This is a genomic window from Enterobacter sp. QK-SA4, assembly GCF_056856775.1.
Map to the genome: position 1 here is coordinate 397,987 of NZ_JBXFXH010000007.1, position 21,770 is coordinate 419,756.

Here is a 21,770-nt window from a genome sequence, read left to right on the forward strand (position 1 = left end):
TAAGGTGTGGGCCATTTTCCGCACCGGGCCGCCATGGTAGCCCAAAACAGCGACGATACACAAAAACAGAAACAAGACCGGGAGGGGAATGATGTCTCAGACAGCAAAAGTGCTGCTGCTGTATGCCCATCCGGAATCTCAGGACTCGGTGGCAAACCGGGTGCTGCTTAAGCCGGCCACACAGCTTAGTAACGTAACGGTGCACGATCTCTACGCGCACTATCCTGATTTCTTTATTGATATCCCTTACGAGCAGGAACTGCTGCGTCAGCATGACGTGATTGTGTTCCAGCATCCGCTTTATACCTATAGCTGTCCGGCGCTGCTGAAAGAGTGGCTGGACCGCGTGCTGAGCCGGGGCTTCTCCAGCGGGGTGGGGGGCAACCAGCTGGCGGGAAAGTACTGGCGTAGTGTGATTACGACCGGTGAACCCGAAAGCGCTTACCGTCACGACGGGCTGAACCGTTATCCGATGAGCGACATCCTGCGGCCATTCGAGCTGACGGCGGCCATGTGCCGTATGCACTGGATGAGCCCGATTATTGTCTACTGGGCGCGGCGTCAGGATCCGAAAGAGCTGGCAAGCCACGCCAGAGCCTACGGTGAATGGCTGGCGTCACCCATTCCGGCAGGAGGTCGTTAATGGAAGGATCGAATTTACTCCTCGCCGGGGTGCTGTTTTTATTTGCGGCCGTCGTTGCGGTGCCGCTTGCAGCCCGTATTGGTATCGGCGCGGTGCTGGGGTATCTGCTGGCGGGGATCGCGATTGGCCCCTGGGGGCTGGGATTCATCAGCGATGTCGATGAGATTCTCCATTTCTCCGAGCTGGGCGTGGTGTTCCTGATGTTCATCATCGGCCTTGAGCTGAATCCTTCGAAATTGTGGCAGCTTAGACGCTCTATCTTTGGCGTGGGCGCCGCGCAGGTGTTGTTCAGCGCCGCGATCCTGGGTGGCCTGTTAATGCTGACCAACTTTTCATGGCAGGCGGCGGTGATTGGCGGGATAGGCCTTGCGATGTCGTCGACGGCGATGGCGCTGCAGCTGATGCGCGATAAGGGGATGAATCGCAACGAAGCCGGTCAGCTGGGCTTTTCGGTGCTGCTGTTCCAGGATTTGGCGGTGATCCCGGCGCTGGCGCTTGTGCCGCTGCTGGCGGGGTCCGGGGACGATCACTTCGACTGGGCTAAAATCGCCATGAAGGTGCTGGCCTTCGCGGGCATGCTGATTGGCGGTCGTTTCCTGTTACGTCCCGTGTTCCGCTTTATTGCCGCGTCGGGCGTTCGCGAGGTGTTTACCGCCGCGACGCTGCTGCTGGTGCTGGGATCGGCGTTGTTTATGGACGCGCTGGGGCTGTCGATGGCGCTCGGGACCTTTATCGCCGGGGTGCTGCTGGCGGAGAGCGAGTATCGTCACGAGCTGGAAATTGCCATCGATCCCTTCAAAGGGCTGCTGTTAGGCCTGTTCTTTATTTCGGTGGGGATGGCGCTTAACCTCGGTGTGCTCTATACCCATCTGCTGTGGGTGGTCGTGAGCGTCGCCATCCTGGTGGCGGTGAAGATGCTGGTGCTGTACGTGATGTCACGTATCTACGGGCTGCGCAGTTCGGAACGCATGCAGTTTGCCAGCGTGTTGAGCCAGGGAGGCGAGTTCGCGTTTGTGCTGTTCTCCACCGCATCTTCCCAGAAGCTGTTTAAAGACGATCAGATGGCGCTTTTGCTGGTGACGGTCACGCTGTCTATGATGACCACGCCGCTGCTGATGAAGCTGGTGGATAAACTGCTGTCGCGCCGCCTGAACCCGGCAGACGATGAAGACGAAGCGCCGTGGGTGGAAGACGACAAGCCACAGGTGATTGTGGTGGGCTTTGGCCGATTCGGACAGGTTATCGGGCGTTTGCTGATGGCGAACAAAATGCGCATTACGGTACTGGAGCGGGATATCAGCGCGGTCAACCTGATGCGCAAATATGGCTATAAGGTTTACTACGGCGATGCGACCCAGCTCGAGCTGCTGCGCTCGGCGGGGGCGGAAGCGGCAGAGTCCATCGTGATTACCTGTAACGATCCGGAAGACACGATGAAGCTGGTGGATCTGTGCCAGCAGCATTTCCCGCATCTGCATATTCTGGCGCGTGCGCGGGGACGTGTTGAAGCTCACGAATTGTTGCAGGCGGGTGTGAAACACTTCTCCCGTGAGACGTTCTCCAGTGCGCTGGAGCTGGGCCGTAAGGCGCTGATCTCGCTCGGCATGCATCCGCATCAGGCGCAGCGCGCCCAGATGCACTTCCGCCGGCTGGATATGCGGATGTTGCGCGAGCTGATGCCGGTACATACCGATACGGCGCAGATCTCCCGCGTGCGGGAAGCGCGTCGCGAGCTGGAGGAGATCTTCCAGCGAGAGATGCAACAGGAACGACGCCAGCTTGATGGCTGGGATGAATTTGAATAAAGGGTAACGAAAGATGGCTGTACGTAAACGCTTTATCGCGGGTGCAAAATGCCCGACCTGCCAGGCGCAAGATACCCTGGCGATGTGGCGGGAAAATAATGTTGATGTTGTTGAGTGTGTTAAGTGCGGTCACCAGATGCGTGAAGCCGATAAAGAGGCCCGCGATCACGTTCGCAAAGAAGAGCAAGTTATCGGGATTTTTCATCCGGACTAGCGATATGCCCTGAGTTTTTTTAAGCTAAAGGGTACACGGGTGCAGATTTCCGCTACAATCTGCGCCAGCAATTTTCCCACGCTCAGGAGATATCATGAAAGTAGCAAAAGACCTGGTGGTCAGCCTGGCCTATCAGGTACGTACAGAAGACGGTGTGTTGGTTGATGAGTCTCCGGTGAGTGCGCCGCTTGACTACCTGCATGGTCACGGTTCCCTGATTTCTGGCCTGGAAAACGCGCTGGAAGGTCATGAAGTTGGCGACAAATTTGACGTTGCTGTAGGCGCGAACGACGCTTACGGTCAGTATGACGATAATCTGGTTCAGCGCGTTCCTAAAGACGTGTTCATGGGCGTTGACGAACTGCAGGTTGGCATGCGCTTCCTGGCTGAAACTGACCAGGGTCCGGTTCCTGTTGAAATCACCGAAGTGGAAGATGACCACGTCGTGGTTGACGGTAACCACATGCTGGCTGGCCAGAACCTGAAGTTCAACGTAGAAGTTGTTGCGATCCGTGAAGCGACCGAAGAAGAGCTGGCTCATGGCCACGTTCACGGTGCACACGGTCACGACCATGACCACGATCACGGCCACGACGGCTGCTGCGGTGGTCACGGCCACGATCACGACCATGGTCACGACCACGGTAAAGGTGGTTGCGGTAACGGCGGCTGCGGCTGCCACTAATACCCGTCGTCTTTCAAGCCGCAGGTGCGTTGGCTGCGCTTTCAAACCCCTGTCACATAGTTATCTATGCTCCCGGGGATTTTCAAGCTTGCCGCCTTCCTGCGACTCGAAATCCATAGGGTATTTGGTATGTAGGCCCGGTAAGCTTCGCGCCACCGGGCACAAAAAAAGCGGGATTATCCCGCTTTTTTTACGCCTCAATAATGAGGAGGTGGCGTCTCTTCTGACTGAGAGGCAATGTTTGACGGCTGCGTGGCCTTCAGCTTTTCCGTCAGCAGGCGCATATGATCCCGCAGTTTTGCCATTTCGAGCTCATGTGCGGTCACGGTCTGGTTTAGCTCTTCGATGGTGATGTCCTGAAAAGCCAGGCGGCTTTCCAGCTCAGCCATTCTCGCTTCTATTGCTGTATCCTTCATCATTCACCTCGTTTGTTTCAGATTCGCCATAATGGCCCTGCGGCGGCGCAGTTTAACTGAGTTTATCCTTAAGTACAGTCTGCATCCCTTTGGCAGGAAACTTATTTAAACAAAAATAGTCTGAAAAGTGGCGAGAATTGGAAGTGTCTGTCTGTAGATTTCTTCCGCAACGTTTTATAGTACGTAACTCATTTACGTTTAACGCTGGGGTGAGAGTCCCCAGGCCCTGGAGATATGGATGAAATCACTGTTTAAAGTAACGCTGCTGGCGACGACGATGGCTGTTGCGCTGAACGCGCCGCTGTCATTCGCTGCTGATACTGCTGCGAAGCCTGCTGCCACTGCAGACAGCAAAGCGGCGTTCAAAAATGACGACCAGAAATCCGCCTATGCACTGGGCGCATCTCTGGGTCGCTACATGGAAAACTCTCTGAAAGAACAAGAGAAACTGGGCATCAAACTGGATAAAGCTCAGCTGATCGCGGGCGTTCAGGACGCATTTGCAGATAAGAGCAAGCTGTCTGACCAGGAAATTGAACAGACTCTGCAGGCGTTCGAAGCGCGCGTGAAGGGTGCCGCGCAGACCAAGATGGACGCGGACGCTAAAGACAACGAAGCGAAAGGCAAAGCCTACCGCGATACTTTTGCCAAAGAGAAGGGTGTGAAAACCTCTTCTACCGGCCTGGTGTACAAAGTTGAGAAAGAAGGCACCGGCGATGCGCCTAAAGACAGCGACACCGTTGTTGTGAACTACAAAGGTACGCTGATCGACGGTAAAGAGTTCGATAACTCTTACACCCGCGGTGAGCCGCTCTCCTTCCGTCTGGATGGTGTGATCCCTGGCTGGACTGAAGGCCTGAAAAACATCAAGAAAGGCGGCAAGATCAAGATGGTTATCCCACCGGATCTGGCCTATGGCAAAACCGGCGTTCCGGGTATCCCTGCCAACTCTACGCTGGTCTTTGACGTAGAGCTGCTGGATATCAAACCGGCACCGAAAGCGGATGCGAAAGCAGACGCACCGGCTGACGATAAAGCAGCTGCTGCTAAGAAGTAATGTTGAAAAAAACCGCCGCCTTTCAGGCGGCGGTTTTTTTATTGTGGGGCAGATATAATTAACACTGGAAAGCGCTACGCACGCTGTATTAATTTAGTTGTCCGTGTAGATAATGAGCCTGCCCTGAAAACCTAACGACAGGCTCCTGAAAAGGAGTGTTTTTTTCATGTCCAGGTCGCTTTTAACCAACGAAACCAGTGAACTTGATTTGCTGGATCAACGTCCTTTCGATCAGACCGACTTCGATATTCTGAAATCCTACGAAGCGGTAGTGGACGGGTTAGCGATGCTCATTGGCTCCCACTGCGAAATCGTATTGCACTCCCTGCAAGATCTGAAGTGTTCCGCCATCCGCATTGCGAATGGTGAGCATACTGGCCGTAAAATTGGTTCGCCAATTACCGACCTTGCATTGCGTATGCTGCATGACATGACCGGCGCGGACAGCAGCGTCTCCAAATGCTATTTCACCCGCGCCAAAAGCGGCGTGCTGATGAAATCAGAAACCATCGCGATTCGAAACCGCGAGCATCGTGTTATTGGGCTGCTGTGCATCAACATGAACCTTGATGTGCCATTCTCGCAAATCATGAGCACCTTTATTCCACCAGAAACGCCGGATGTTGGCTCTTCTGTTAACTTTGCCTCCTCTGTTGAAGATCTGGTGACGCAGACGCTTGAGTTTACGATTGAAGAGGTGAATGCCGATCGCAACGTCTCGAACAACGCCAAGAATCGTCAGATCGTGCTCAATCTTTATGAAAAAGGGATTTTTGATATTAAAGACGCCATCAACCAGGTGGCCGATCGTCTGAACATCTCCAAGCACACGGTCTACCTCTACATTCGCCAGTTCAAAAGCGGCGATTTCCTGGGACAAGACAAGTAATGCGTTTTGCGTTAATGGTGACAGGCCCGGCGTACGGCACTCAGCAGGCCAGCAGCGCGCTGCAGTTTGCGCATGCGCTACTGGCGGCCGGACACGAGCTGGCGAGCGTCTTCTTCTATCGGGAAGGGGTGTATAACGCGAATCAGTTTACGTCACCGGCGAGCGACGAGTTCGATCTGGTGCGTTCCTGGCAGGCATTAAACGAAAAGCAGGGCGTAGAACTGCACATCTGCGTGGCGGCGGCACTGCGCCGCGGCGTGACCGATGCAACCGAAGCCGCGCGTCTTGGTTTATCGGGTTCTAACCTGCAGCCCGGCTTTTCGTTGAGTGGCCTGGGTGCACTGGCACAGGCGGCATTGACCTGCGACAGAGTGGTGCAATTCTGATGAAGCGTGTCGCGTTTGTTTTTTCCTCCGCACCGCACGGCAATGCGTCAGGCAGAGAAGGGCTGGATGCGCTGCTCGCGACCTCAGCATTGACCGAAGATATCGGTGTCTTCTTTTTGGGCGACGGCGTATTTCAGCTTCTGGCGGGGCAACAGCCTCAGGCCATTCTGGCGCGTGATTACATCGCAACGTTCAAAGTGTTACCGCTTTACGATATCGAAACCTTCTATGTCTGTGCCGACTCCCTGGCCGCGCGCGGTTTAAACGAGGCAACGCCTTTCGTGCTGGATGTGACAGTCATGTCTTCTGCTGCATTGCGCGAACACCTTTCCCACTACGACACCGTTCTGACTTTCTGAGGCTGACATGCTCCATACTCTGAGCCATTCACCGTGGCAATGTGATATCGACGCGTTACTGAGTATGCTGCGCGAAGGTGATGATCTGCTGCTGATTCAGGATGGCGTGCTTGCCGCACTGGAAGGCAGTCGTTTCGTTGAAATTCTCACGAATGCCCCCATAACAGTCTCTGCGCTGAAGGACGATCTGGATGCGCGGGGTCTTTCTGGTCAAATTTCAACCAAAATTGACGTGGTTGGCTATACTGATTTCGTCAATCTTACTGTGACGCACGCCAGTCAAATGAACTGGTGATTTGAGATCGCTGTATATTTCTTGACACCTTTTCGACGTAGCCCTAAAATTTCGCGTCCTCATATTGTATGAGGTCGTTTTATTACGTGTTTACGAAGCAAAAGCTAAAACCAGGAGCTATTTAATGGCAACAGTTAACCAGCTGGTACGCAAACCACGCGCGCGCAAAGTTGCAAAGAGCAACGTGCCTGCGCTGGAAGCCTGCCCGCAGAAACGTGGTGTATGTACTCGTGTATATACCACCACTCCTAAAAAACCAAACTCCGCACTGCGTAAAGTATGCCGTGTGCGTTTGACTAACGGTTTCGAAGTGACTTCCTACATCGGTGGTGAAGGTCACAACCTGCAGGAACACTCCGTGATCCTGATCCGTGGCGGTCGTGTTAAAGACCTTCCGGGTGTTCGTTACCACACCGTTCGTGGTGCGCTCGACTGCTCAGGTGTTAAAGACCGTAAGCAGGCTCGCTCCAAGTACGGCGTGAAGCGTCCTAAGGCTTAATGGTTCTCCGTTAAGTAAGGCCAAACTGATTTATCTTAATGTCAAACTAAACTCTTTGAGTTTTGGACAATCCTGAATTAACAACGGAGTATTCCCATGCCACGTCGTCGCGTCATTGGTCAGCGTAAAATTCTTCCAGATCCGAAATTCGGATCAGAACTGCTGGCAAAATTTGTAAATATCCTGATGGTAGATGGTAAAAAATCTACTGCAGAAGCAATCGTATACAGCGCGCTTGAGACCCTGGCTCAGCGTTCTGGTAAAAATGAACTGGAAGCTTTCGAAGTCGCTCTCGACAACGTTCGCCCAACCGTAGAAGTTAAGTCCCGCCGCGTTGGTGGTTCTACTTATCAGGTTCCAGTTGAAGTTCGTCCGGTTCGTCGTAATGCTCTGGCAATGCGTTGGATCGTTGAAGCTGCTCGTAAACGCGGTGATAAATCCATGGCTCTGCGTCTGGCGAACGAACTTTCTGATGCTGCAGACAACAAAGGTACTGCAGTTAAGAAACGTGAAGACGTTCACCGTATGGCAGAAGCCAACAAGGCGTTCGCACACTACCGTTGGTAATCCCTTCGGAGTATTAGTCACCAGGCGGGCGCTTCAGAGAAGCAGCCCGCTCTGGGTAACTTAACTGAACGCCTAAAGATATAAACGAGGAATCAAATGGCTCGTACAACACCCATCGCACGCTACCGTAACATCGGTATCAGTGCGCACATCGACGCCGGTAAAACCACTACTACCGAACGTATTCTGTTCTACACCGGTGTAAACCATAAAATCGGTGAAGTTCATGACGGCGCAGCCACCATGGACTGGATGGAACAGGAGCAGGAGCGTGGTATCACTATCACCTCCGCAGCGACTACTGCATTCTGGTCAGGTATGGCTAAGCAGTACGAACCGCATCGCGTAAACATCATCGACACCCCAGGGCACGTTGACTTCACCATCGAAGTAGAACGTTCCATGCGTGTTCTTGACGGCGCGGTAATGGTTTATTGCGCAGTTGGTGGTGTTCAGCCACAGTCTGAAACCGTATGGCGTCAGGCGAACAAATATAAAGTTCCACGCATCGCGTTCGTTAACAAAATGGACCGTATGGGTGCTAACTTCCTGAAAGTTGTTGGCCAGATCAAAACCCGTCTGGGCGCGAACCCTGTTCCGCTGCAGCTGGCAATTGGTGCTGAAGAAGGCTTCACCGGCGTTATCGACCTGGTGAAAATGAAAGCCATCAACTGGAACGATGCAGACCAGGGCGTTACCTTCGAATACGAAGATATCCCAGCTGCAATGCAGGACCTGGCTGACGAATGGCACCAGAACCTGATCGAATCCGCTGCTGAAGCTTCTGAAGAGCTGATGGAGAAATACCTGGGTGGTGAAGAACTGACTGAAGAAGAGATCAAAAAAGCTCTGCGTCAGCGCGTTCTGAACAACGAAATCATCCTGGTAACCTGTGGTTCTGCGTTCAAGAACAAAGGTGTTCAGGCGATGCTGGATGCGGTAGTTGACTACCTGCCATCCCCGGTTGACGTTCCTGCGATCAACGGCATCCTGGACGACGGTAAAGATACTCCGGCTGAGCGTCACGCAAGCGACGAAGAGCCATTCTCTGCACTGGCGTTCAAAATTGCTACCGACCCATTCGTGGGTAACCTGACCTTCTTCCGCGTTTACTCTGGTGTGGTTAACTCCGGTGACACCATCCTGAACTCCGTGAAAGCGGCGCGTGAACGTTTTGGCCGTATCGTACAGATGCACGCTAACAAACGTGAAGAGATCAAAGAAGTTCGTGCGGGCGACATCGCTGCAGCTATCGGTCTGAAAGACGTGACCACTGGTGACACCCTGTGTGACCCGGATCACCCGATCATTCTGGAGCGTATGGAATTCCCTGAGCCGGTAATCTCCATCGCAGTTGAACCAAAAACCAAAGCTGACCAGGAAAAAATGGGTCTGGCTCTGGGCCGTCTGGCGAAAGAAGACCCATCATTCCGCGTATGGACTGATGAAGAATCTAACCAGACCATCATCGCTGGTATGGGTGAACTGCACCTGGACATCATCGTTGACCGTATGAAGCGTGAATTCAACGTTGAAGCGAACGTGGGTAAACCTCAGGTTGCTTACCGCGAAGCGATTCGCGCGAAAGTTACCGACATTGAAGGTAAGCACGCTAAGCAGTCTGGTGGTCGCGGTCAGTACGGTCACGTTGTGATCGACATGTACCCACTGGAGCCGGGCTCTAACCCGAAAGGTTACGAGTTCATCAACGACATCAAAGGTGGTGTAATTCCTGGCGAATACATCCCAGCCGTTGATAAAGGCATCCAGGAACAGCTGAAAGCGGGCCCTCTGGCTGGCTATCCGGTTGTTGATATGGGTGTTCGTCTGCACTTCGGTTCTTACCACGACGTTGACTCCTCTGAACTGGCGTTTAAACTGGCTGCGTCTATTGCCTTTAAAGAAGGCTTTAAGAAAGCAAAACCAGTTCTGCTTGAGCCAATCATGAAGGTTGAAGTAGAAACTCCTGAAGAGAACACCGGTGACGTTATCGGTGACTTGAGCCGTCGTCGCGGTATGCTGCGTGGTCAGGAATCCGAAGTAACTGGCGTTAAGATCCACGCTGAAGTTCCGCTGTCTGAAATGTTCGGATATGCAACTCAGCTGCGTTCTCTGACCAAAGGTCGTGCATCATACACCATGGAATTCCTGAAGTATGATGATGCGCCTAACAACGTTGCTCAGGCCGTTATTGAAGCCCGTGGTAAGTAATCCACAGGATTAAAACCTAAGTCCCGTGCTCTCTCCACAGGGGAGAGCACTATAGTAAGGAATATAGCCGTGTCTAAAGAAAAATTTGAACGTACAAAACCGCACGTCAACGTTGGTACTATTGGCCACGTTGACCATGGTAAAACTACCCTGACTGCTGCAATCACTACCGTTCTGGCTAAAACCTACGGTGGTTCTGCTCGTGCATTCGACCAGATCGATAACGCACCAGAAGAAAAAGCTCGTGGTATCACCATCAACACTTCCCACGTTGAATATGACACCCCGACTCGCCACTACGCACACGTAGACTGCCCAGGCCACGCCGACTATGTTAAAAACATGATCACCGGTGCTGCGCAGATGGACGGCGCGATCCTGGTTGTTGCTGCGACTGACGGCCCAATGCCTCAGACTCGTGAGCACATCCTGCTGGGTCGTCAGGTAGGCGTTCCTTTCATCATCGTGTTCCTGAACAAATGCGACATGGTTGATGACGAAGAGCTGCTGGAACTGGTAGAGATGGAAGTTCGTGAACTGCTGTCTCAGTACGATTTCCCGGGCGACGATACCCCAATCGTTCGTGGTTCTGCTCTGAAAGCGCTGGAAGGCGAAGCAGAGTGGGAAGCGAAAATCATCGAACTGGCTGGCTTCCTGGATTCTTACATCCCAGAACCAGAGCGTGCGATTGACAAGCCATTCCTGCTGCCAATCGAAGACGTATTCTCCATCTCCGGTCGTGGTACCGTTGTTACCGGTCGTGTTGAGCGCGGTATCATCAAAGTTGGCGAAGAAGTTGAAATCGTTGGTATCAAAGAGACTGCGAAGTCTACCTGTACTGGCGTTGAAATGTTCCGCAAACTGCTGGACGAAGGCCGTGCTGGTGAGAACGTTGGTGTTCTGCTGCGTGGTATCAAACGTGAAGAAATCGAACGTGGTCAGGTTCTGGCGAAGCCAGGCTCAATCAAGCCACACACCAAGTTCGAATCTGAAGTGTACATTCTGTCCAAAGACGAAGGCGGCCGTCATACTCCGTTCTTCAAAGGCTACCGTCCACAGTTCTACTTCCGTACAACTGACGTGACCGGTACCATCGAACTGCCAGAAGGCGTTGAGATGGTAATGCCAGGCGACAACATCAAGATGGTTGTGACGCTGATCCACCCAATCGCGATGGACGACGGTCTGCGTTTCGCAATCCGTGAAGGCGGCCGTACCGTTGGCGCGGGCGTTGTTGCTAAAGTTCTGGGCTAATTAATTATCCCCGAATAAAAAAAGGACGCTTCGGCGTCCTTTTTTGTTTTCTACCACTCAGGTACTGTCACAAAATTACGCATTTTTTGCCTGCTCCCGCCCCGTATTGTGGCGTTTGTGCTATTGTAATCATAACCATTCTCACTTACACTTTGCGCATAATTTGAACGGGAGTCTCTATGTACGTTTGTTTATGTAATGGTGTAAGCGACAAGAAAATACGTCAGGCCGTTCGTCAGTTTCAGCCTCAGTCATTTCAGCAGCTACGCAAATTTGTTCCTGTGGGAAATCAATGCGGTAAATGTGTACGTGCTGCGCGAGAGATCATGCAGGACGAATTGATGCAGATCCCGGAATACAAAGAGATCGCGTAAGCGCCCATCTTTTTTTTGACATCCCTGTAGCCCGATCTACGCTTCAATGAGTGGAAGCGGAGGGACTATATAATGAAAGGTGATGTTAAAATCATAAGTTATCTCAATAAATTATTGGGAAATGAGCTTGTCGCAATTAACCAGTACTTTCTTCACGCGAGAATGTTCAAAAACTGGGGGCTTAAACGTCTGAACGACGTTGAGTACCATGAATCGATTGATGAAATGAAGCACGCTGATAAATATATCGAGCGTATTTTATTCCTTGAAGGTATTCCAAACCTGCAGGATCTCGGAAAGCTGGGCATCGGAGAAGATGTCGAAGAGATGCTGCGTTCCGACCTCAGGCTGGAACTGGAAGGCGCCAAAGATCTCCGTGAAGCCATTGCCTATGCCGACAGCGTACATGACTACGTCAGTCGCGATATGATGATCCAGATCCTGGCCGATGAAGAAGGCCATATTGACTGGCTGGAAACGGAGCTGGATCTGATTGCTAAAATCGGTCTGCAGAACTACCTTCAGTCGCAGATTAAAGTGGAAGAGTAATCACCGTCTTCCAGCCTACGCATAAACCCGCTGCTGCCAGAAATGGCCCAAAAGGCAGTGGGTTTTTTAATGCTCCCTTATCGCCGGTGAGTAACGAAAACACAAGAATGCTAAGTAGCGCCATAAGCGCAGCGAGTAACGCCAGCGTAGGCAGTATGCACCAGCCATGCCACGCACCAAGCGCCGCCAGGTATTTTACATCGCCGTATCCCATCCCTTCACGCCGGCAGATAAACCGATATCCCCAGTAAATAACGGCAAAGCCGACATATCCAGCCATCGCACCCACCACTGCACTTGGCAGAAAATCAGGTTGGACACAGAGCTGGAAGAGCAGGCCCGCCCATAGCAGCGGGCAGAGAAATTTATCGGGAAGCAGTCCGTAGCGAATATCCGCATGTACAAGAAAGGCAGTCAGCGAAAAATAGATCAGCAAAAAGGGGAGGGTGGTTAACATGGCAAAGGCCTCAAAGGGGTTTGAGCGCATCCTCGCTATAATCGGCCTGGTCGGCAATCTATAAAAACGACACTTGCGTAGGGGCTCGAGACAAAGCCTTGAGAAGGGATACATTGCGTAAAAAGTTGCGCGCCCTTACGCATACTGCGCCTCTGGCGCTTAATTTCTAAACGGCACTTGCGTCTTGTCCAGATTTACGTATAATGCGCGGGCTTGTCGTAATTGACGGCGGGTTCAATCAGAACCAGAGTAGCTCATTTTGTTACTCAACAATGCTCCCAATTGGGGAGCTACGTAAGAACGGTTACACTCTCCCATCAATCGTAATGGGTTTGAGGAGTAATCATTTTCGTTTATAAAATAATTGGAGCTCTGGTCTCATGCAGAACCAAAGAATCCGTATCCGCCTTAAAGCGTTTGATCATCGTCTGATCGATCAATCAACCGCGGAAATCGTCGAGACTGCTAAGCGCACTGGTGCGCAAGTCCGTGGTCCGATCCCGCTGCCGACCCGCAAAGAGCGCTTCACCGTTCTGATCTCTCCGCACGTCAACAAAGACGCGCGCGATCAGTACGAAATCCGCACTCACAAGCGTCTGGTTGACATCGTTGAGCCAACTGAGAAAACCGTTGATGCTCTGATGCGTCTGGATCTGGCTGCCGGTGTAGACGTGCAGATCAGCCTGGGTTAATCAGGTCATCGAGCGATTGAGAGGTTGAAACAATGATTGGTTTAGTCGGTAAAAAAGTGGGTATGACCCGCATCTTCACTGAAGATGGCGTTTCTATCCCAGTAACCGTAATCGAAGTTGAAGCAAACCGCGTTACTCAGGTTAAAGATCTGGCTAACGATGGCTACCGCGCTATTCAGGTTACCACTGGTGCTAAAAAAGCTAACCGTGTAACCAAACCAGAAGCGGGTCACTTCGCTAAAGCTGGCGTAGAAGCTGGCCGTGGTCTGTGGGAATTCCGTCTTGCTGAAGGCGAAGAGTTCACCGTAGGTCAGGACATTAGCGTTGAGCTGTTTGCTGACGTTAAAAAAGTTGACGTAACCGGTACCTCTAAAGGTAAAGGTTTTGCTGGTACCGTTAAGCGCTGGAACTTCCGTACCCAGGACGCTACCCACGGTAACTCCTTGTCTCACCGCGTTCCGGGTTCTATCGGTCAGAACCAGACTCCGGGCAAAGTGTTCAAAGGCAAGAAAATGGCAGGTCAGCTGGGTAACGAACGTGTAACCGTTCAGAGCCTGGACGTAGTACGTGTTGACGCTGAGCGCAACCTGCTGCTGGTTAAAGGTGCGGTCCCGGGTGCAACCGGTAGCGACCTGATCGTTAAACCAGCTGTGAAGGCGTAAGGGGATAGCAATGGAATTAGTATTGAAAGACGCGCAGAGCGCGCTGACTGTTTCCGAAACTACCTTCGGTCGTGATTTCAACGAAGCGCTGGTTCACCAGGTTGTTGTTGCTTATGCAGCTGGTGCTCGTCAGGGTACTCGTGCTCAGAAGACTCGTGCTGAAGTAACTGGTTCTGGCAAAAAGCCATGGCGCCAGAAAGGTACCGGCCGTGCGCGTTCAGGTTCTATCAAGAGCCCGATCTGGCGTTCAGGTGGCGTGACCTTCGCTGCGCGTCCACAGGACCACAGTCAAAAAGTTAACAAAAAGATGTACCGCGGCGCGCTGAAAAGCATCCTGTCCGAACTGGTACGTCAGGATCGTCTGATCGTTGTCGAGAAGTTCTCTGTTGAAGCGCCTAAAACTAAGCTGCTGGCACAGAAACTGAAAGACATGGCTCTGGAAGATGTGCTGATCATCACCGGTGAGCTGGACGAGAACCTGTTCCTGGCCGCACGTAACCTGCACAAGGTTGACGTACGCGATGCGACTGGTATCGACCCGGTTAGCCTGATCGCCTTCGACAAAGTCGTAATGACTGCTGATGCTGTTAAGCAAGTTGAGGAGATGCTGGCATGATTCGTGAAGAACGTCTGCTGAAGGTGCTTCGCGCACCGCACGTTTCTGAAAAAGCGTCTACTGCGATGGAAAAAACAAACACCATCGTTCTCAAAGTTGCTAAAGACGCGACCAAAGCAGAGATCAAAGCTGCTGTGCAGAAACTGTTTGAAGTCGAAGTCGAAGTCGTTAACACCCTGGTAGTTAAAGGGAAAGTTAAACGTCACGGACAGCGTATCGGTCGTCGTAGCGACTGGAAAAAAGCTTACGTCACCCTGAAAGAAGGCCAGAATCTGGACTTCGTTGGCGGCGCTGAGTAAGTCGGAGGAGTAATACAATGGCAGTTGTTAAATGTAAACCGACATCTCCGGGTCGTCGCCACGTAGTTAAAGTGGTTAACCCTGAGCTGCACAAGGGCAAACCTTTTGCTCCGTTGCTGGAAAAAAACAGCAAATCCGGTGGTCGTAACAACAATGGCCGTATCACCACTCGTCACATCGGTGGTGGCCACAAGCAGGCTTATCGTATTGTTGACTTCAAACGCAACAAAGACGGTATCCCAGCAGTTGTTGAACGTCTTGAGTACGATCCGAACCGTTCCGCGAACATCGCGCTGGTTCTGTACAAAGACGGCGAACGCCGTTACATCCTGGCCCCTAAAGGCCTGAAAGCTGGTGACCAGATTCAGTCTGGCGTTGATGCTGCAATCAAAGCAGGCAACACCCTGCCGATGCGCAATATCCCGGTTGGTTCTACCGTTCATAACGTAGAAATGAAACCAGGTAAAGGCGGTCAGCTGGCACGTTCCGCTGGTACTTACGTTCAGATCGTTGCTCGTGATGGTGCTTATGTCACCCTGCGTCTGCGTTCTGGTGAAATGCGTAAAGTCGAAGCAGACTGCCGCGCTACTCTGGGCGAAGTTGGCAATGCTGAGCATATGCTGCGCGTTCTGGGTAAAGCAGGTGCTGCACGCTGGCGTGGTGTTCGTCCTACCGTTCGCGGTACTGCGATGAACCCAGTCGACCACCCACATGGTGGTGGTGAAGGTCGTAACTTTGGTAAGCACCCGGTAACTCCGTGGGGCGTTCAGACCAAAGGTAAGAAGACCCGCAGCAACAAGCGTACTGATAAATTTATCGTACGTCGCCGTAGCAAATAATTTTAGAGGATAAGCCATGCCACGTTCTCTCAAGAAAGGTCCTTTTATTGACCTGCACTTGCTGAAGAAGGTAGAGAAAGCGGTGGAAAGCGGAGACAAGAAGCCCCTGCGCACTTGGTCCCGTCGTTCAACGATCTTTCCTAACATGATCGGTTTGACCATCGCTGTCCATAATGGTCGTCAGCACGTTCCAGTCTTTGTTACCGACGAAATGGTTGGTCACAAACTGGGTGAATTCGCACCGACTCGTACTTATCGCGGCCACGCTGCTGATAAAAAAGCGAAGAAGAAATAAGGTAGGAGGAAGAGATGGAAACTTTAGCTCAACATCGCCATGCTCGTTCTTCTGCTCAGAAGGTTCGCCTTGTTGCTGACCTGATTCGCGGTAAGAAAGTGTCGCAGGCCCTGGACATCCTGACCTATACCAACAAGAAAGCTGCGGTATTGGTCAAGAAAGTACTGGAATCTGCCATTGCTAACGCTGAACACAACGATGGCGCTGACATCGACGATCTGAAAGTCGCGAAAATTTTCGTAGATGAAGGCCCAAGCATGAAGCGCATTATGCCGCGTGCGAAAGGTCGTGCAGATCGCATCCTGAAGCGCACCAGCCACATTACTGTGGTTGTGTCCGATCGCTGAGACTCTGGAGACTAGCAATGGGTCAGAAAGTACATCCTAATGGTATTCGCCTGGGTATTGTAAAACCATGGAACTCTACCTGGTTTGCGAACACCAAAGAATTCGCTGACAACCTGGACAGCGATTTTAAAGTACGTCAGTACCTGACTAAGGAACTGGCTAAAGCGTCTGTATCTCGTATCGTTATCGAGCGTCCAGCGAAGAGCATCCGTGTGACTATTCACACTGCTCGTCCTGGCATCGTTATCGGTAAGAAAGGCGAAGACGTAGAAAAACTGCGCAAGGTCGTAGCGGATATCGCTGGCGTTCCTGCACAGATCAATATCGCTGAAGTTCGTAAGCCTGAACTGGACGCTAAATTGGTTGCTGACAGCATCACTTCACAGCTGGAACGTCGTGTTATGTTCCGTCGTGCTATGAAGCGTGCTGTACAGAACGCAATGCGTCTGGGCGCTAAAGGTATCAAAGTTGAAGTTAGCGGCCGTCTGGGCGGCGCGGAAATCGCACGTACCGAATGGTACCGCGAAGGTCGCGTACCGCTGCACACTCTGCGTGCTGACATCGACTACAACACCTCTGAAGCGCACACCACTTACGGTGTAATCGGCGTTAAGGTATGGATCTTCAAAGGTGAGATCCTGGGTGGTATGGCTGCTGTTGAACAACCGGAAAAACCGGCTGCTCAACCTAAAAAGCAGCAGCGTAAAGGCCGTAAATAAGGAGCGTCGCTGATGTTACAACCAAAGCGTACAAAATTCCGTAAAGTGCACAAAGGCCGCAACCGTGGTCTGGCGCAGGGTACGGATGTTAGCTTCGGCACTTTCGGTCTGAAAGCTGTTGGCCGTGGTCGTCTGACTGCACGTCAGATCGAAGCAGCACGTCGTGCAATGACCCGTGCAGTTAAGCGTCAAGGTAAGATCTGGATCCGTGTATTCCCGGACAAACCGATCACCGAGAAGCCACTGGAAGTTCGTATGGGTAAAGGTAAAGGTAACGTGGAGTACTGGGTTGCCTTGATCCAACCGGGCAAAGTCCTTTATGAAATGGACGGTGTTCCGGAAGAGCTGGCCCGTGAAGCCTTCGGCCTGGCAGCAGCGAAACTGCCTATCAAAACCACCTTTGTAACTAAGACGGTGATGTAATGAAAGCAAAAGAGCTGCGTGAAAAAAGCGTTGAAGAGCTGAACGCTGAGCTGCTGAACCTGCTGCGTGAGCAGTTCAACCTGCGTATGCAGGCTGCAAGTGGCCAGCTGCAACAGACTCACCTGCTGAAGCAAGTGCGTCGCAATGTTGCACGCGTTAAGACTTTACTGACTCAGAAGGCGGGTGCGTAATGACCGATAAAATCCGTACTCTGCAAGGTCGTGTTGTTAGCGACAAAATGGAGAAATCCATTGTTGTAGCTATCGAACGTATTGTGAAACACCCGATCTACGGTAAATTCATCAAGCGTACGACCAAACTGCACGTACATGACGAGAACAACGAATGTGGTATCGGCGACAAGGTTGAAATCCGTGAATGCCGTCCACTGTCCAAGACTAAGTCCTGGACGCTGGTTCGCGTTGTAGAGAAAGCGGTTCTGTAATACAGTACGCCTTCTCAATACGAATAAACGGCTCAGCGATGAGCCGTTTATTTTTTCTACCCATATTGCAGAAGCGGTGTTATAATGCCGCGCCCTCGATATGGGGCTTTTTAACGGCTCTGATTTTAGAGTCTCAGGTAGTAGTTGACATTAGCGGAGCACTAAAATGATCCAAGAACAGACTATGCTGAACGTCGCCGACAACTCCGGTGCACGTCGCGTAATGTGTATCAAGGTTCTGGGTGGCTCGCACCGTCGCTACGCAGGCGTAGGCGACATCATCAAGATCACCATCAAGGAAGCAATTCCACGTGGTAAGGTCAAAAAAGGTGATGTGCTGAAGGCGGTAGTGGTGCGCACCAAGAAGGGTGTTCGTCGCCCTGACGGTTCTGTCATTCGCTTCGATGGTAATGCATGCGTTATTTTAAACAATAACAGCGAGCAGCCTATCGGCACGCGTATCTTTGGGCCGGTAACTCGTGAACTTCGTACTGAGAAGTTCATGAAAATTATCTCTCTGGCACCAGAAGTACTCTAAGGAGCGAATCATGGCAGCGAAAATCCGTCGTGATGACGAAGTTATCGTGTTAACCGGTAAAGATAAAGGTAAACGCGGTAAAGTAAAAAATGTTCTGTCTTCCGGCAAACTTGTCGTTGAAGGTATCAACCTGGTTAAGAAACATCAGAAGCCGGTTCCGGCCCTGAACCAACCAGGTGGCATCGTTGAAAAAGAAGCTGCTATTCAGGTTTCTAACGTTGCAATCTTCAATGCGGCTACCGGCAAGGCTGACCGTGTAGGCTTTAGATTCGAAGACGGCAAAAAAGTCCGTTTCTTCAAGTCTAACAGCGAAACTATCAAGTAATTTGGAGTAGTACGATGGCGAAACTGCATGATTACTACAAAGACGAAGTAGTTAACAAACTCATGACTGAGTTTAACTACAATTCTGTCATGCAAGTCCCTCGGGTCGAGAAGATCACCCTGAACATGGGTGTTGGTGAAGCGATCGCTGACAAGAAACTGCTGGATAACGCAGCAGCTGACCTGACAGCAATCTCCGGTCAAAAACCGCTGATCACCAAAGCACGCAAATCTGTTGCAGGCTTCAAAATCCGTCAGGGCTATCCGATCGGCTGTAAAGTAACTCTGCGTGGCGAACGCATGTGGGAGTTCTTTGAGCGCCTGATCACTATTGCTGTTCCACGTATCCGTGACTTCCGTGGCTTGTCCGCTAAGTCTTTCGACGGTCGTGGTAACTACAGCATGGGTGTCCGTGAGCAGATCATCTTCCCAGAAATCGACTACGATAAAGTCGACCGCGTGCGTGGTTTGGATATTACCATTACCACTACTGCGAAATCTGACGAAGAAGGCCGTGCTCTGCTGGCTGCCTTTGACTTCCCGTTCCGCAAGTAAGGTAGGGTTACTGAATGGCTAAGCAATCAATGAAAGCACGCGAAGTAAAGCGCGTAGCTTTAGCTGATAAATTCTTCGCTAAACGCGCTGAACTGAAAGCGATCATTTCTGATGTGAACGCTTCCGACGAAGATCGTTGGAATGCGGTTCTCAAGCTGCAGTCTCTGCCGCGTGATTCCAGCCCGTCTCGTCAGCGTAACCGCTGTCGTCAAACAGGTCGTCCACATGGTTATGTGGGCAAGTTTGGGTTGAGCCGTATCAAACTGCGTGAAGCCGCCATGCGCGGTGAAGTGCCAGGCTTGAAAAAGGCTAGCTGGTAATTACCAATTGAATCACGGGAGTAAAGACAGATGAGCATGCAAGATCCGATCGCGGATATGCTGACCCGTATCCGTAACGGTCAGGCCGCGAACAAAGTTGCGGTCACCATGCCTTCCGCCAAGCTGAAAGTGGCAATTGCCAACGTGCTGAAGGAAGAAGGTTTTATCGAAGATTTTAAAGTTGAAGGCGACACCAAGCCGGAACTGGAACTTACTCTTAAGTATTTCCAGGGTAAAGCTGTTGTAGAAAGCATTCAGCGTGTCAGCCGCCCAGGTCTGCGCATCTATAAGAAAAAAGATGAGCTGCCAAAAGTTATGGCTGGTCTTGGTATCGCAGTTGTTTCTACCTCTAAAGGTGTTATGACTGATCGTGCAGCGCGCCAGGCTGGTCTTGGTGGCGAAATTATCTGCTACGTAGCCTAATCGGAGGAAAGAATGTCTCGTGTTGCTAAAGCACCGGTCGTTATTCCTGCCGGCGTTGATGTAAAAATCGACGGTCAGGTTATTACGATCAAAGGTAAAAACGGCGAGCTGACTCGTACCCTCAACAAAGCTGTTGAAGTTAAACATGCAGATAACGCTCTGACCTTCGGTCCACGTGATGGTTTCGTGGATGGATGGGCTCAGGCTGGTACCGCGCGTGCCCTGCTGAACTCAATGGTTGTTGGTGTTACCGAAGGCTTCACTAAAAAGCTTCAGCTGGTTGGTGTAGGTTATCGTGCAGCTATCAAAGGGAATGCAGTAGGCCTGTCTCTGGGCTTCTCACACCCTGTTGAGCATCCGCTGCCGGCCGGTATCACTGCAGAATGTCCGACTCAAACTGAAATCGTGCTGAAAGGCGCTGATAAGCAGCTGATCGGTCAGGTTGCAGCAGATCTGCGCGCCTACCGTCGTCCTGAGCCTTACAAAGGCAAGGGTGTTCGTTACGCCGACGAAGTCGTGCGTACCAAAGAGGCTAAGAAGAAGTAAGGTAACACTATGGATAAGAAATCTGCTCGTATCCGTCGTGCGACCCGCGCACGCCGCAAGCTCAAAGAGCTGGGTGCAACTCGCCTGGTGGTACATCGTACCCCGCGTCATATTTACGCACAGGTAATTGCACCGAACGGTTCTGAAGTTCTGGTAGCTGCTTCTACTGTAGAAAAAGCTATCTCAGAACAATTGAAGTACACCGGTAACAAAGACGCCGCTGCAGCTGTAGGTAAAGCTGTTGCTGAACGCGCTCTGGAAAAAGGCATCAGCAATGTTTCCTTTGACCGTTCCGGGTTCCAATATCATGGTCGTGTCCAGGCACTGGCAGATGCTGCCCGTGAAGCTGGCCTTCAGTTCTAAGGTAGAGGTGTAAGATGGCTCACATCGAAAAACAGGCTGGCGAACTGCAGGAAAAGCTGATCGCGGTAAACCGCGTATCTAAAACCGTTAAAGGTGGTCGTATTTTCTCCTTCACAGCTCTGACTGTAGTAGGCGATGGTAACGGTCGCGTTGGTTTTGGTTACGGTAAAGCGCGTGAAGTTCCAGCAGCGATCCAGAAAGCGATGGAAAAAGCCCGTCGCAATATGATTAACGTCGCGCTGAACAACGGCACCCTGCAGCACCCAGTTAAAGGTGTTCACACGGGTTCTCGTGTATTCATGCAGCCAGCTTCAGAAGGTACCGGTATTATCGCCGGTGGTGCAATGCGCGCCGTTCTGGAAGTTGCTGGGGTTCATAACGTTCTGGCCAAAGCATATGGTTCCACTAACCCGATCAACGTGGTTCGTGCAACTATTGATGGCCTGGAAAATATGAATTCTCCAGAAATGGTCGCTGCCAAGCGTGGTAAATCCGTTGAAGAAATTCTGGGGTAATTGACCATGGCAAAGACTATTAAAATCACTCAAACCCGCAGTGCAATCGGTCGTCTGCCGAAACACAAGGCAACGCTGCTTGGCCTGGGTCTGCGTCGTATTGGTCATACCGTTGAGCGCGAGGATACTCCTGCTGTTCGTGGTATGGTCAACGCGGTTTACTTCATGGTTAAAGTTGAGGAGTAAGAG

At 51.7% G+C, this 21,770-nt stretch carries 37 protein-coding genes; 35 read left to right on the top strand and 2 right to left on the bottom strand.

Going from position 1 to position 21,770, the window contains the following annotated elements:
- Window positions 1–91: 91 nt before the first annotated feature.
- The 4 genes from kefG to slyD all read left to right on the top strand — a co-directional run bounded on the left by kefG (window position 92) and on the right by slyD (window position 3,347).
- Entirely contained in the window at window positions 92–643 is a 552-nt protein-coding gene (gene kefG, locus AC1VYI_RS03330; RefSeq protein WP_014885493.1) for a glutathione-regulated potassium-efflux system ancillary protein KefG, read from the top strand.
- Window positions 643–2,448: a glutathione-regulated potassium-efflux system protein KefB gene (gene kefB / locus AC1VYI_RS03335; RefSeq protein ID WP_047646847.1), complete on the top strand. Its 1,806-nt coding sequence runs from the start codon at window positions 643–645 to the stop codon at window positions 2,446–2,448. The genes kefG and kefB overlap by 1 nt, the downstream gene beginning before the upstream one ends.
- Before the next feature lie 13 nt (window positions 2,449–2,461).
- Window positions 2,462–2,662 (top strand): YheV family putative zinc ribbon protein, encoded by a 201-nt coding sequence (locus AC1VYI_RS03340; RefSeq protein WP_033146793.1) that lies wholly within the window; start codon window positions 2,462–2,464, stop codon window positions 2,660–2,662.
- Between the two features lie 94 nt (window positions 2,663–2,756).
- Window positions 2,757–3,347 carry a peptidylprolyl isomerase gene (gene slyD / locus AC1VYI_RS03345; RefSeq protein WP_014833521.1) on the top strand — a complete coding sequence of 197 codons (591 nt, stop codon included), beginning with the start codon at window positions 2,757–2,759 and terminating at the stop codon, window positions 3,345–3,347.
- 197 nt (window positions 3,348–3,544) lie between these two features.
- On the opposite strand, the gene AC1VYI_RS03350 is transcribed toward slyD, so the two are convergent.
- Window positions 3,545–3,763 carry a protein SlyX gene (locus AC1VYI_RS03350; RefSeq protein ID WP_023309461.1) on the bottom strand — a complete coding sequence of 73 codons (219 nt, stop codon included), beginning with the start codon at window positions 3,761–3,763 and terminating at the stop codon, window positions 3,545–3,547.
- 238 nt (window positions 3,764–4,001) lie between these two features.
- Between AC1VYI_RS03350 and fkpA the strand changes: the two genes are divergently transcribed.
- The 11 genes from fkpA to bfr all read left to right on the top strand — a co-directional run bounded on the left by fkpA (window position 4,002) and on the right by bfr (window position 12,203).
- On the top strand, window positions 4,002–4,820 hold the full coding sequence (gene fkpA, locus AC1VYI_RS03355; RefSeq protein ID WP_023309460.1) for an FKBP-type peptidyl-prolyl cis-trans isomerase: 819 nt from the start codon (window positions 4,002–4,004) through the stop codon (window positions 4,818–4,820).
- Between the two features lie 166 nt (window positions 4,821–4,986).
- Window positions 4,987–5,709 carry a helix-turn-helix transcriptional regulator gene (locus AC1VYI_RS03360; protein WP_003861697.1) on the top strand — a complete coding sequence of 241 codons (723 nt, stop codon included), beginning with the start codon at window positions 4,987–4,989 and terminating at the stop codon, window positions 5,707–5,709.
- Window positions 5,709–6,095 (top strand): sulfurtransferase complex subunit TusD, encoded by a 387-nt coding sequence (tusD, locus tag AC1VYI_RS03365; protein WP_023309459.1) that lies wholly within the window; start codon window positions 5,709–5,711, stop codon window positions 6,093–6,095. The genes AC1VYI_RS03360 and tusD overlap by 1 nt, the downstream gene beginning before the upstream one ends.
- A complete protein-coding gene (gene tusC, locus AC1VYI_RS03370) occupies window positions 6,095–6,454 on the top strand; it encodes a sulfurtransferase complex subunit TusC (RefSeq protein ID WP_045357598.1) in 360 nt (119 codons plus the stop codon). Before tusD ends, tusC begins: the two co-directional genes overlap by 1 nt.
- Before the next feature lie 7 nt (window positions 6,455–6,461).
- Window positions 6,462–6,749 carry a sulfurtransferase complex subunit TusB gene (gene tusB, locus AC1VYI_RS03375; RefSeq protein WP_023309457.1) on the top strand — a complete coding sequence of 96 codons (288 nt, stop codon included), beginning with the start codon at window positions 6,462–6,464 and terminating at the stop codon, window positions 6,747–6,749.
- Window positions 6,750–6,873: 124 nt separating this feature from the next.
- Complete coding sequence (gene rpsL, locus AC1VYI_RS03380; RefSeq protein ID WP_000246815.1) at window positions 6,874–7,248, top strand: 30S ribosomal protein S12; 375 nt, start codon at window positions 6,874–6,876, stop codon at window positions 7,246–7,248.
- A 96-nt stretch (window positions 7,249–7,344) separates the two neighbouring features.
- On the top strand, window positions 7,345–7,815 hold the full coding sequence (gene rpsG, locus AC1VYI_RS03385) for a 30S ribosomal protein S7 (protein ID WP_004106370.1): 471 nt from the start codon (window positions 7,345–7,347) through the stop codon (window positions 7,813–7,815).
- Between the two features lie 96 nt (window positions 7,816–7,911).
- Window positions 7,912–10,026, top strand: coding sequence for an elongation factor G (gene fusA, locus AC1VYI_RS03390; RefSeq protein WP_008503004.1), 2,115 nt, complete (start codon window positions 7,912–7,914; stop codon window positions 10,024–10,026).
- Window positions 10,027–10,095: 69 nt separating this feature from the next.
- Window positions 10,096–11,280, top strand: a complete 1,185-nt coding sequence (gene tuf, locus AC1VYI_RS03395) for an elongation factor Tu (RefSeq protein ID WP_014068448.1) — start codon at window positions 10,096–10,098, stop codon at window positions 11,278–11,280.
- A gap of 179 nt (window positions 11,281–11,459) precedes the next feature.
- Window positions 11,460–11,654 carry a bacterioferritin-associated ferredoxin gene (bfd, locus tag AC1VYI_RS03400; RefSeq protein ID WP_008503493.1) on the top strand — a complete coding sequence of 65 codons (195 nt, stop codon included), beginning with the start codon at window positions 11,460–11,462 and terminating at the stop codon, window positions 11,652–11,654.
- Window positions 11,655–11,726: 72 nt separating this feature from the next.
- The gene (gene bfr, locus AC1VYI_RS03405; protein WP_008503492.1) at window positions 11,727–12,203 is read left to right on the top strand and encodes a bacterioferritin; all 477 of its coding nucleotides are present in this window, start codon (window positions 11,727–11,729) and stop codon (window positions 12,201–12,203) included.
- Here the strand turns inward: bfr and AC1VYI_RS03410 are convergent.
- Window positions 12,187–12,660 (bottom strand): prepilin peptidase, encoded by a 474-nt coding sequence (locus AC1VYI_RS03410; protein ID WP_134867075.1) that lies wholly within the window; start codon window positions 12,658–12,660, stop codon window positions 12,187–12,189. The two genes, bfr and AC1VYI_RS03410, sit on opposite strands and share 17 nt — an antisense overlap.
- Window positions 12,661–13,040: 380 nt before the next feature.
- Between AC1VYI_RS03410 and rpsJ the strand changes: the two genes are divergently transcribed.
- The 20 genes from rpsJ (at window position 13,041) to rpmD (ending at window position 21,767) form a co-directional block, all read left to right on the top strand.
- Window positions 13,041–13,352, top strand: a complete 312-nt coding sequence (rpsJ, locus tag AC1VYI_RS03415; protein WP_001181005.1) for a 30S ribosomal protein S10 — start codon at window positions 13,041–13,043, stop codon at window positions 13,350–13,352.
- Window positions 13,353–13,384: 32 nt separating this feature from the next.
- Window positions 13,385–14,014, top strand: coding sequence for a 50S ribosomal protein L3 (gene rplC, locus AC1VYI_RS03420; RefSeq protein WP_003863274.1), 630 nt, complete (start codon window positions 13,385–13,387; stop codon window positions 14,012–14,014).
- A gap of 10 nt (window positions 14,015–14,024) precedes the next feature.
- A complete protein-coding gene (rplD, locus tag AC1VYI_RS03425) occupies window positions 14,025–14,630 on the top strand; it encodes a 50S ribosomal protein L4 (RefSeq protein ID WP_000424395.1) in 606 nt (201 codons plus the stop codon).
- The gene (rplW, locus tag AC1VYI_RS03430) at window positions 14,627–14,929 is read left to right on the top strand and encodes a 50S ribosomal protein L23 (protein ID WP_000617546.1); all 303 of its coding nucleotides are present in this window, start codon (window positions 14,627–14,629) and stop codon (window positions 14,927–14,929) included. The genes rplD and rplW overlap by 4 nt, the downstream gene beginning before the upstream one ends.
- A gap of 17 nt (window positions 14,930–14,946) precedes the next feature.
- Window positions 14,947–15,768, top strand: a complete 822-nt coding sequence (rplB, locus tag AC1VYI_RS03435) for a 50S ribosomal protein L2 (protein WP_000301859.1) — start codon at window positions 14,947–14,949, stop codon at window positions 15,766–15,768.
- Between the two features lie 16 nt (window positions 15,769–15,784).
- Window positions 15,785–16,063, top strand: coding sequence for a 30S ribosomal protein S19 (gene rpsS / locus AC1VYI_RS03440; RefSeq protein WP_001138117.1), 279 nt, complete (start codon window positions 15,785–15,787; stop codon window positions 16,061–16,063).
- 14 nt (window positions 16,064–16,077) lie between these two features.
- Entirely contained in the window at window positions 16,078–16,410 is a 333-nt protein-coding gene (gene rplV, locus AC1VYI_RS03445) for a 50S ribosomal protein L22 (protein ID WP_002919773.1), read from the top strand.
- 17 nt (window positions 16,411–16,427) lie between these two features.
- Complete coding sequence (rpsC, locus tag AC1VYI_RS03450) at window positions 16,428–17,129, top strand: 30S ribosomal protein S3 (protein ID WP_000529945.1); 702 nt, start codon at window positions 16,428–16,430, stop codon at window positions 17,127–17,129.
- A gap of 12 nt (window positions 17,130–17,141) precedes the next feature.
- Window positions 17,142–17,552, top strand: a complete 411-nt coding sequence (gene rplP, locus AC1VYI_RS03455; protein ID WP_002919759.1) for a 50S ribosomal protein L16 — start codon at window positions 17,142–17,144, stop codon at window positions 17,550–17,552.
- Window positions 17,552–17,743, top strand: coding sequence for a 50S ribosomal protein L29 (gene rpmC / locus AC1VYI_RS03460; RefSeq protein WP_003863282.1), 192 nt, complete (start codon window positions 17,552–17,554; stop codon window positions 17,741–17,743). Before rplP ends, rpmC begins: the two co-directional genes overlap by 1 nt.
- Window positions 17,743–17,997, top strand: a complete 255-nt coding sequence (gene rpsQ, locus AC1VYI_RS03465; protein WP_008503489.1) for a 30S ribosomal protein S17 — start codon at window positions 17,743–17,745, stop codon at window positions 17,995–17,997. Before rpmC ends, rpsQ begins: the two co-directional genes overlap by 1 nt.
- 166 nt (window positions 17,998–18,163) lie before the next feature.
- Window positions 18,164–18,535 (top strand): 50S ribosomal protein L14, encoded by a 372-nt coding sequence (gene rplN, locus AC1VYI_RS03470; protein WP_002919748.1) that lies wholly within the window; start codon window positions 18,164–18,166, stop codon window positions 18,533–18,535.
- Window positions 18,536–18,545: 10 nt separating this feature from the next.
- On the top strand, window positions 18,546–18,860 hold the full coding sequence (rplX, locus tag AC1VYI_RS03475; RefSeq protein WP_003863287.1) for a 50S ribosomal protein L24: 315 nt from the start codon (window positions 18,546–18,548) through the stop codon (window positions 18,858–18,860).
- Window positions 18,861–18,874: 14 nt separating this feature from the next.
- A complete protein-coding gene (rplE, locus tag AC1VYI_RS03480; protein WP_001096206.1) occupies window positions 18,875–19,414 on the top strand; it encodes a 50S ribosomal protein L5 in 540 nt (179 codons plus the stop codon).
- A 14-nt stretch (window positions 19,415–19,428) separates the two neighbouring features.
- The gene (gene rpsN / locus AC1VYI_RS03485; protein WP_003863291.1) at window positions 19,429–19,734 is read left to right on the top strand and encodes a 30S ribosomal protein S14; all 306 of its coding nucleotides are present in this window, start codon (window positions 19,429–19,431) and stop codon (window positions 19,732–19,734) included.
- A gap of 30 nt (window positions 19,735–19,764) precedes the next feature.
- Window positions 19,765–20,157, top strand: a complete 393-nt coding sequence (gene rpsH, locus AC1VYI_RS03490; RefSeq protein WP_006178918.1) for a 30S ribosomal protein S8 — start codon at window positions 19,765–19,767, stop codon at window positions 20,155–20,157.
- A 12-nt stretch (window positions 20,158–20,169) separates the two neighbouring features.
- The gene (gene rplF, locus AC1VYI_RS03495; protein WP_003863296.1) at window positions 20,170–20,703 is read left to right on the top strand and encodes a 50S ribosomal protein L6; all 534 of its coding nucleotides are present in this window, start codon (window positions 20,170–20,172) and stop codon (window positions 20,701–20,703) included.
- Window positions 20,704–20,712: 9 nt separating this feature from the next.
- Window positions 20,713–21,066: a 50S ribosomal protein L18 gene (gene rplR / locus AC1VYI_RS03500; RefSeq protein ID WP_003863297.1), complete on the top strand. Its 354-nt coding sequence runs from the start codon at window positions 20,713–20,715 to the stop codon at window positions 21,064–21,066.
- A gap of 14 nt (window positions 21,067–21,080) precedes the next feature.
- The gene (rpsE, locus tag AC1VYI_RS03505) at window positions 21,081–21,581 is read left to right on the top strand and encodes a 30S ribosomal protein S5 (RefSeq protein WP_003863299.1); all 501 of its coding nucleotides are present in this window, start codon (window positions 21,081–21,083) and stop codon (window positions 21,579–21,581) included.
- Between the two features lie 6 nt (window positions 21,582–21,587).
- Entirely contained in the window at window positions 21,588–21,767 is a 180-nt protein-coding gene (gene rpmD, locus AC1VYI_RS03510) for a 50S ribosomal protein L30 (RefSeq protein WP_003863301.1), read from the top strand.
- The last annotated feature ends 3 nt before the right edge of the window (window positions 21,768–21,770 follow it).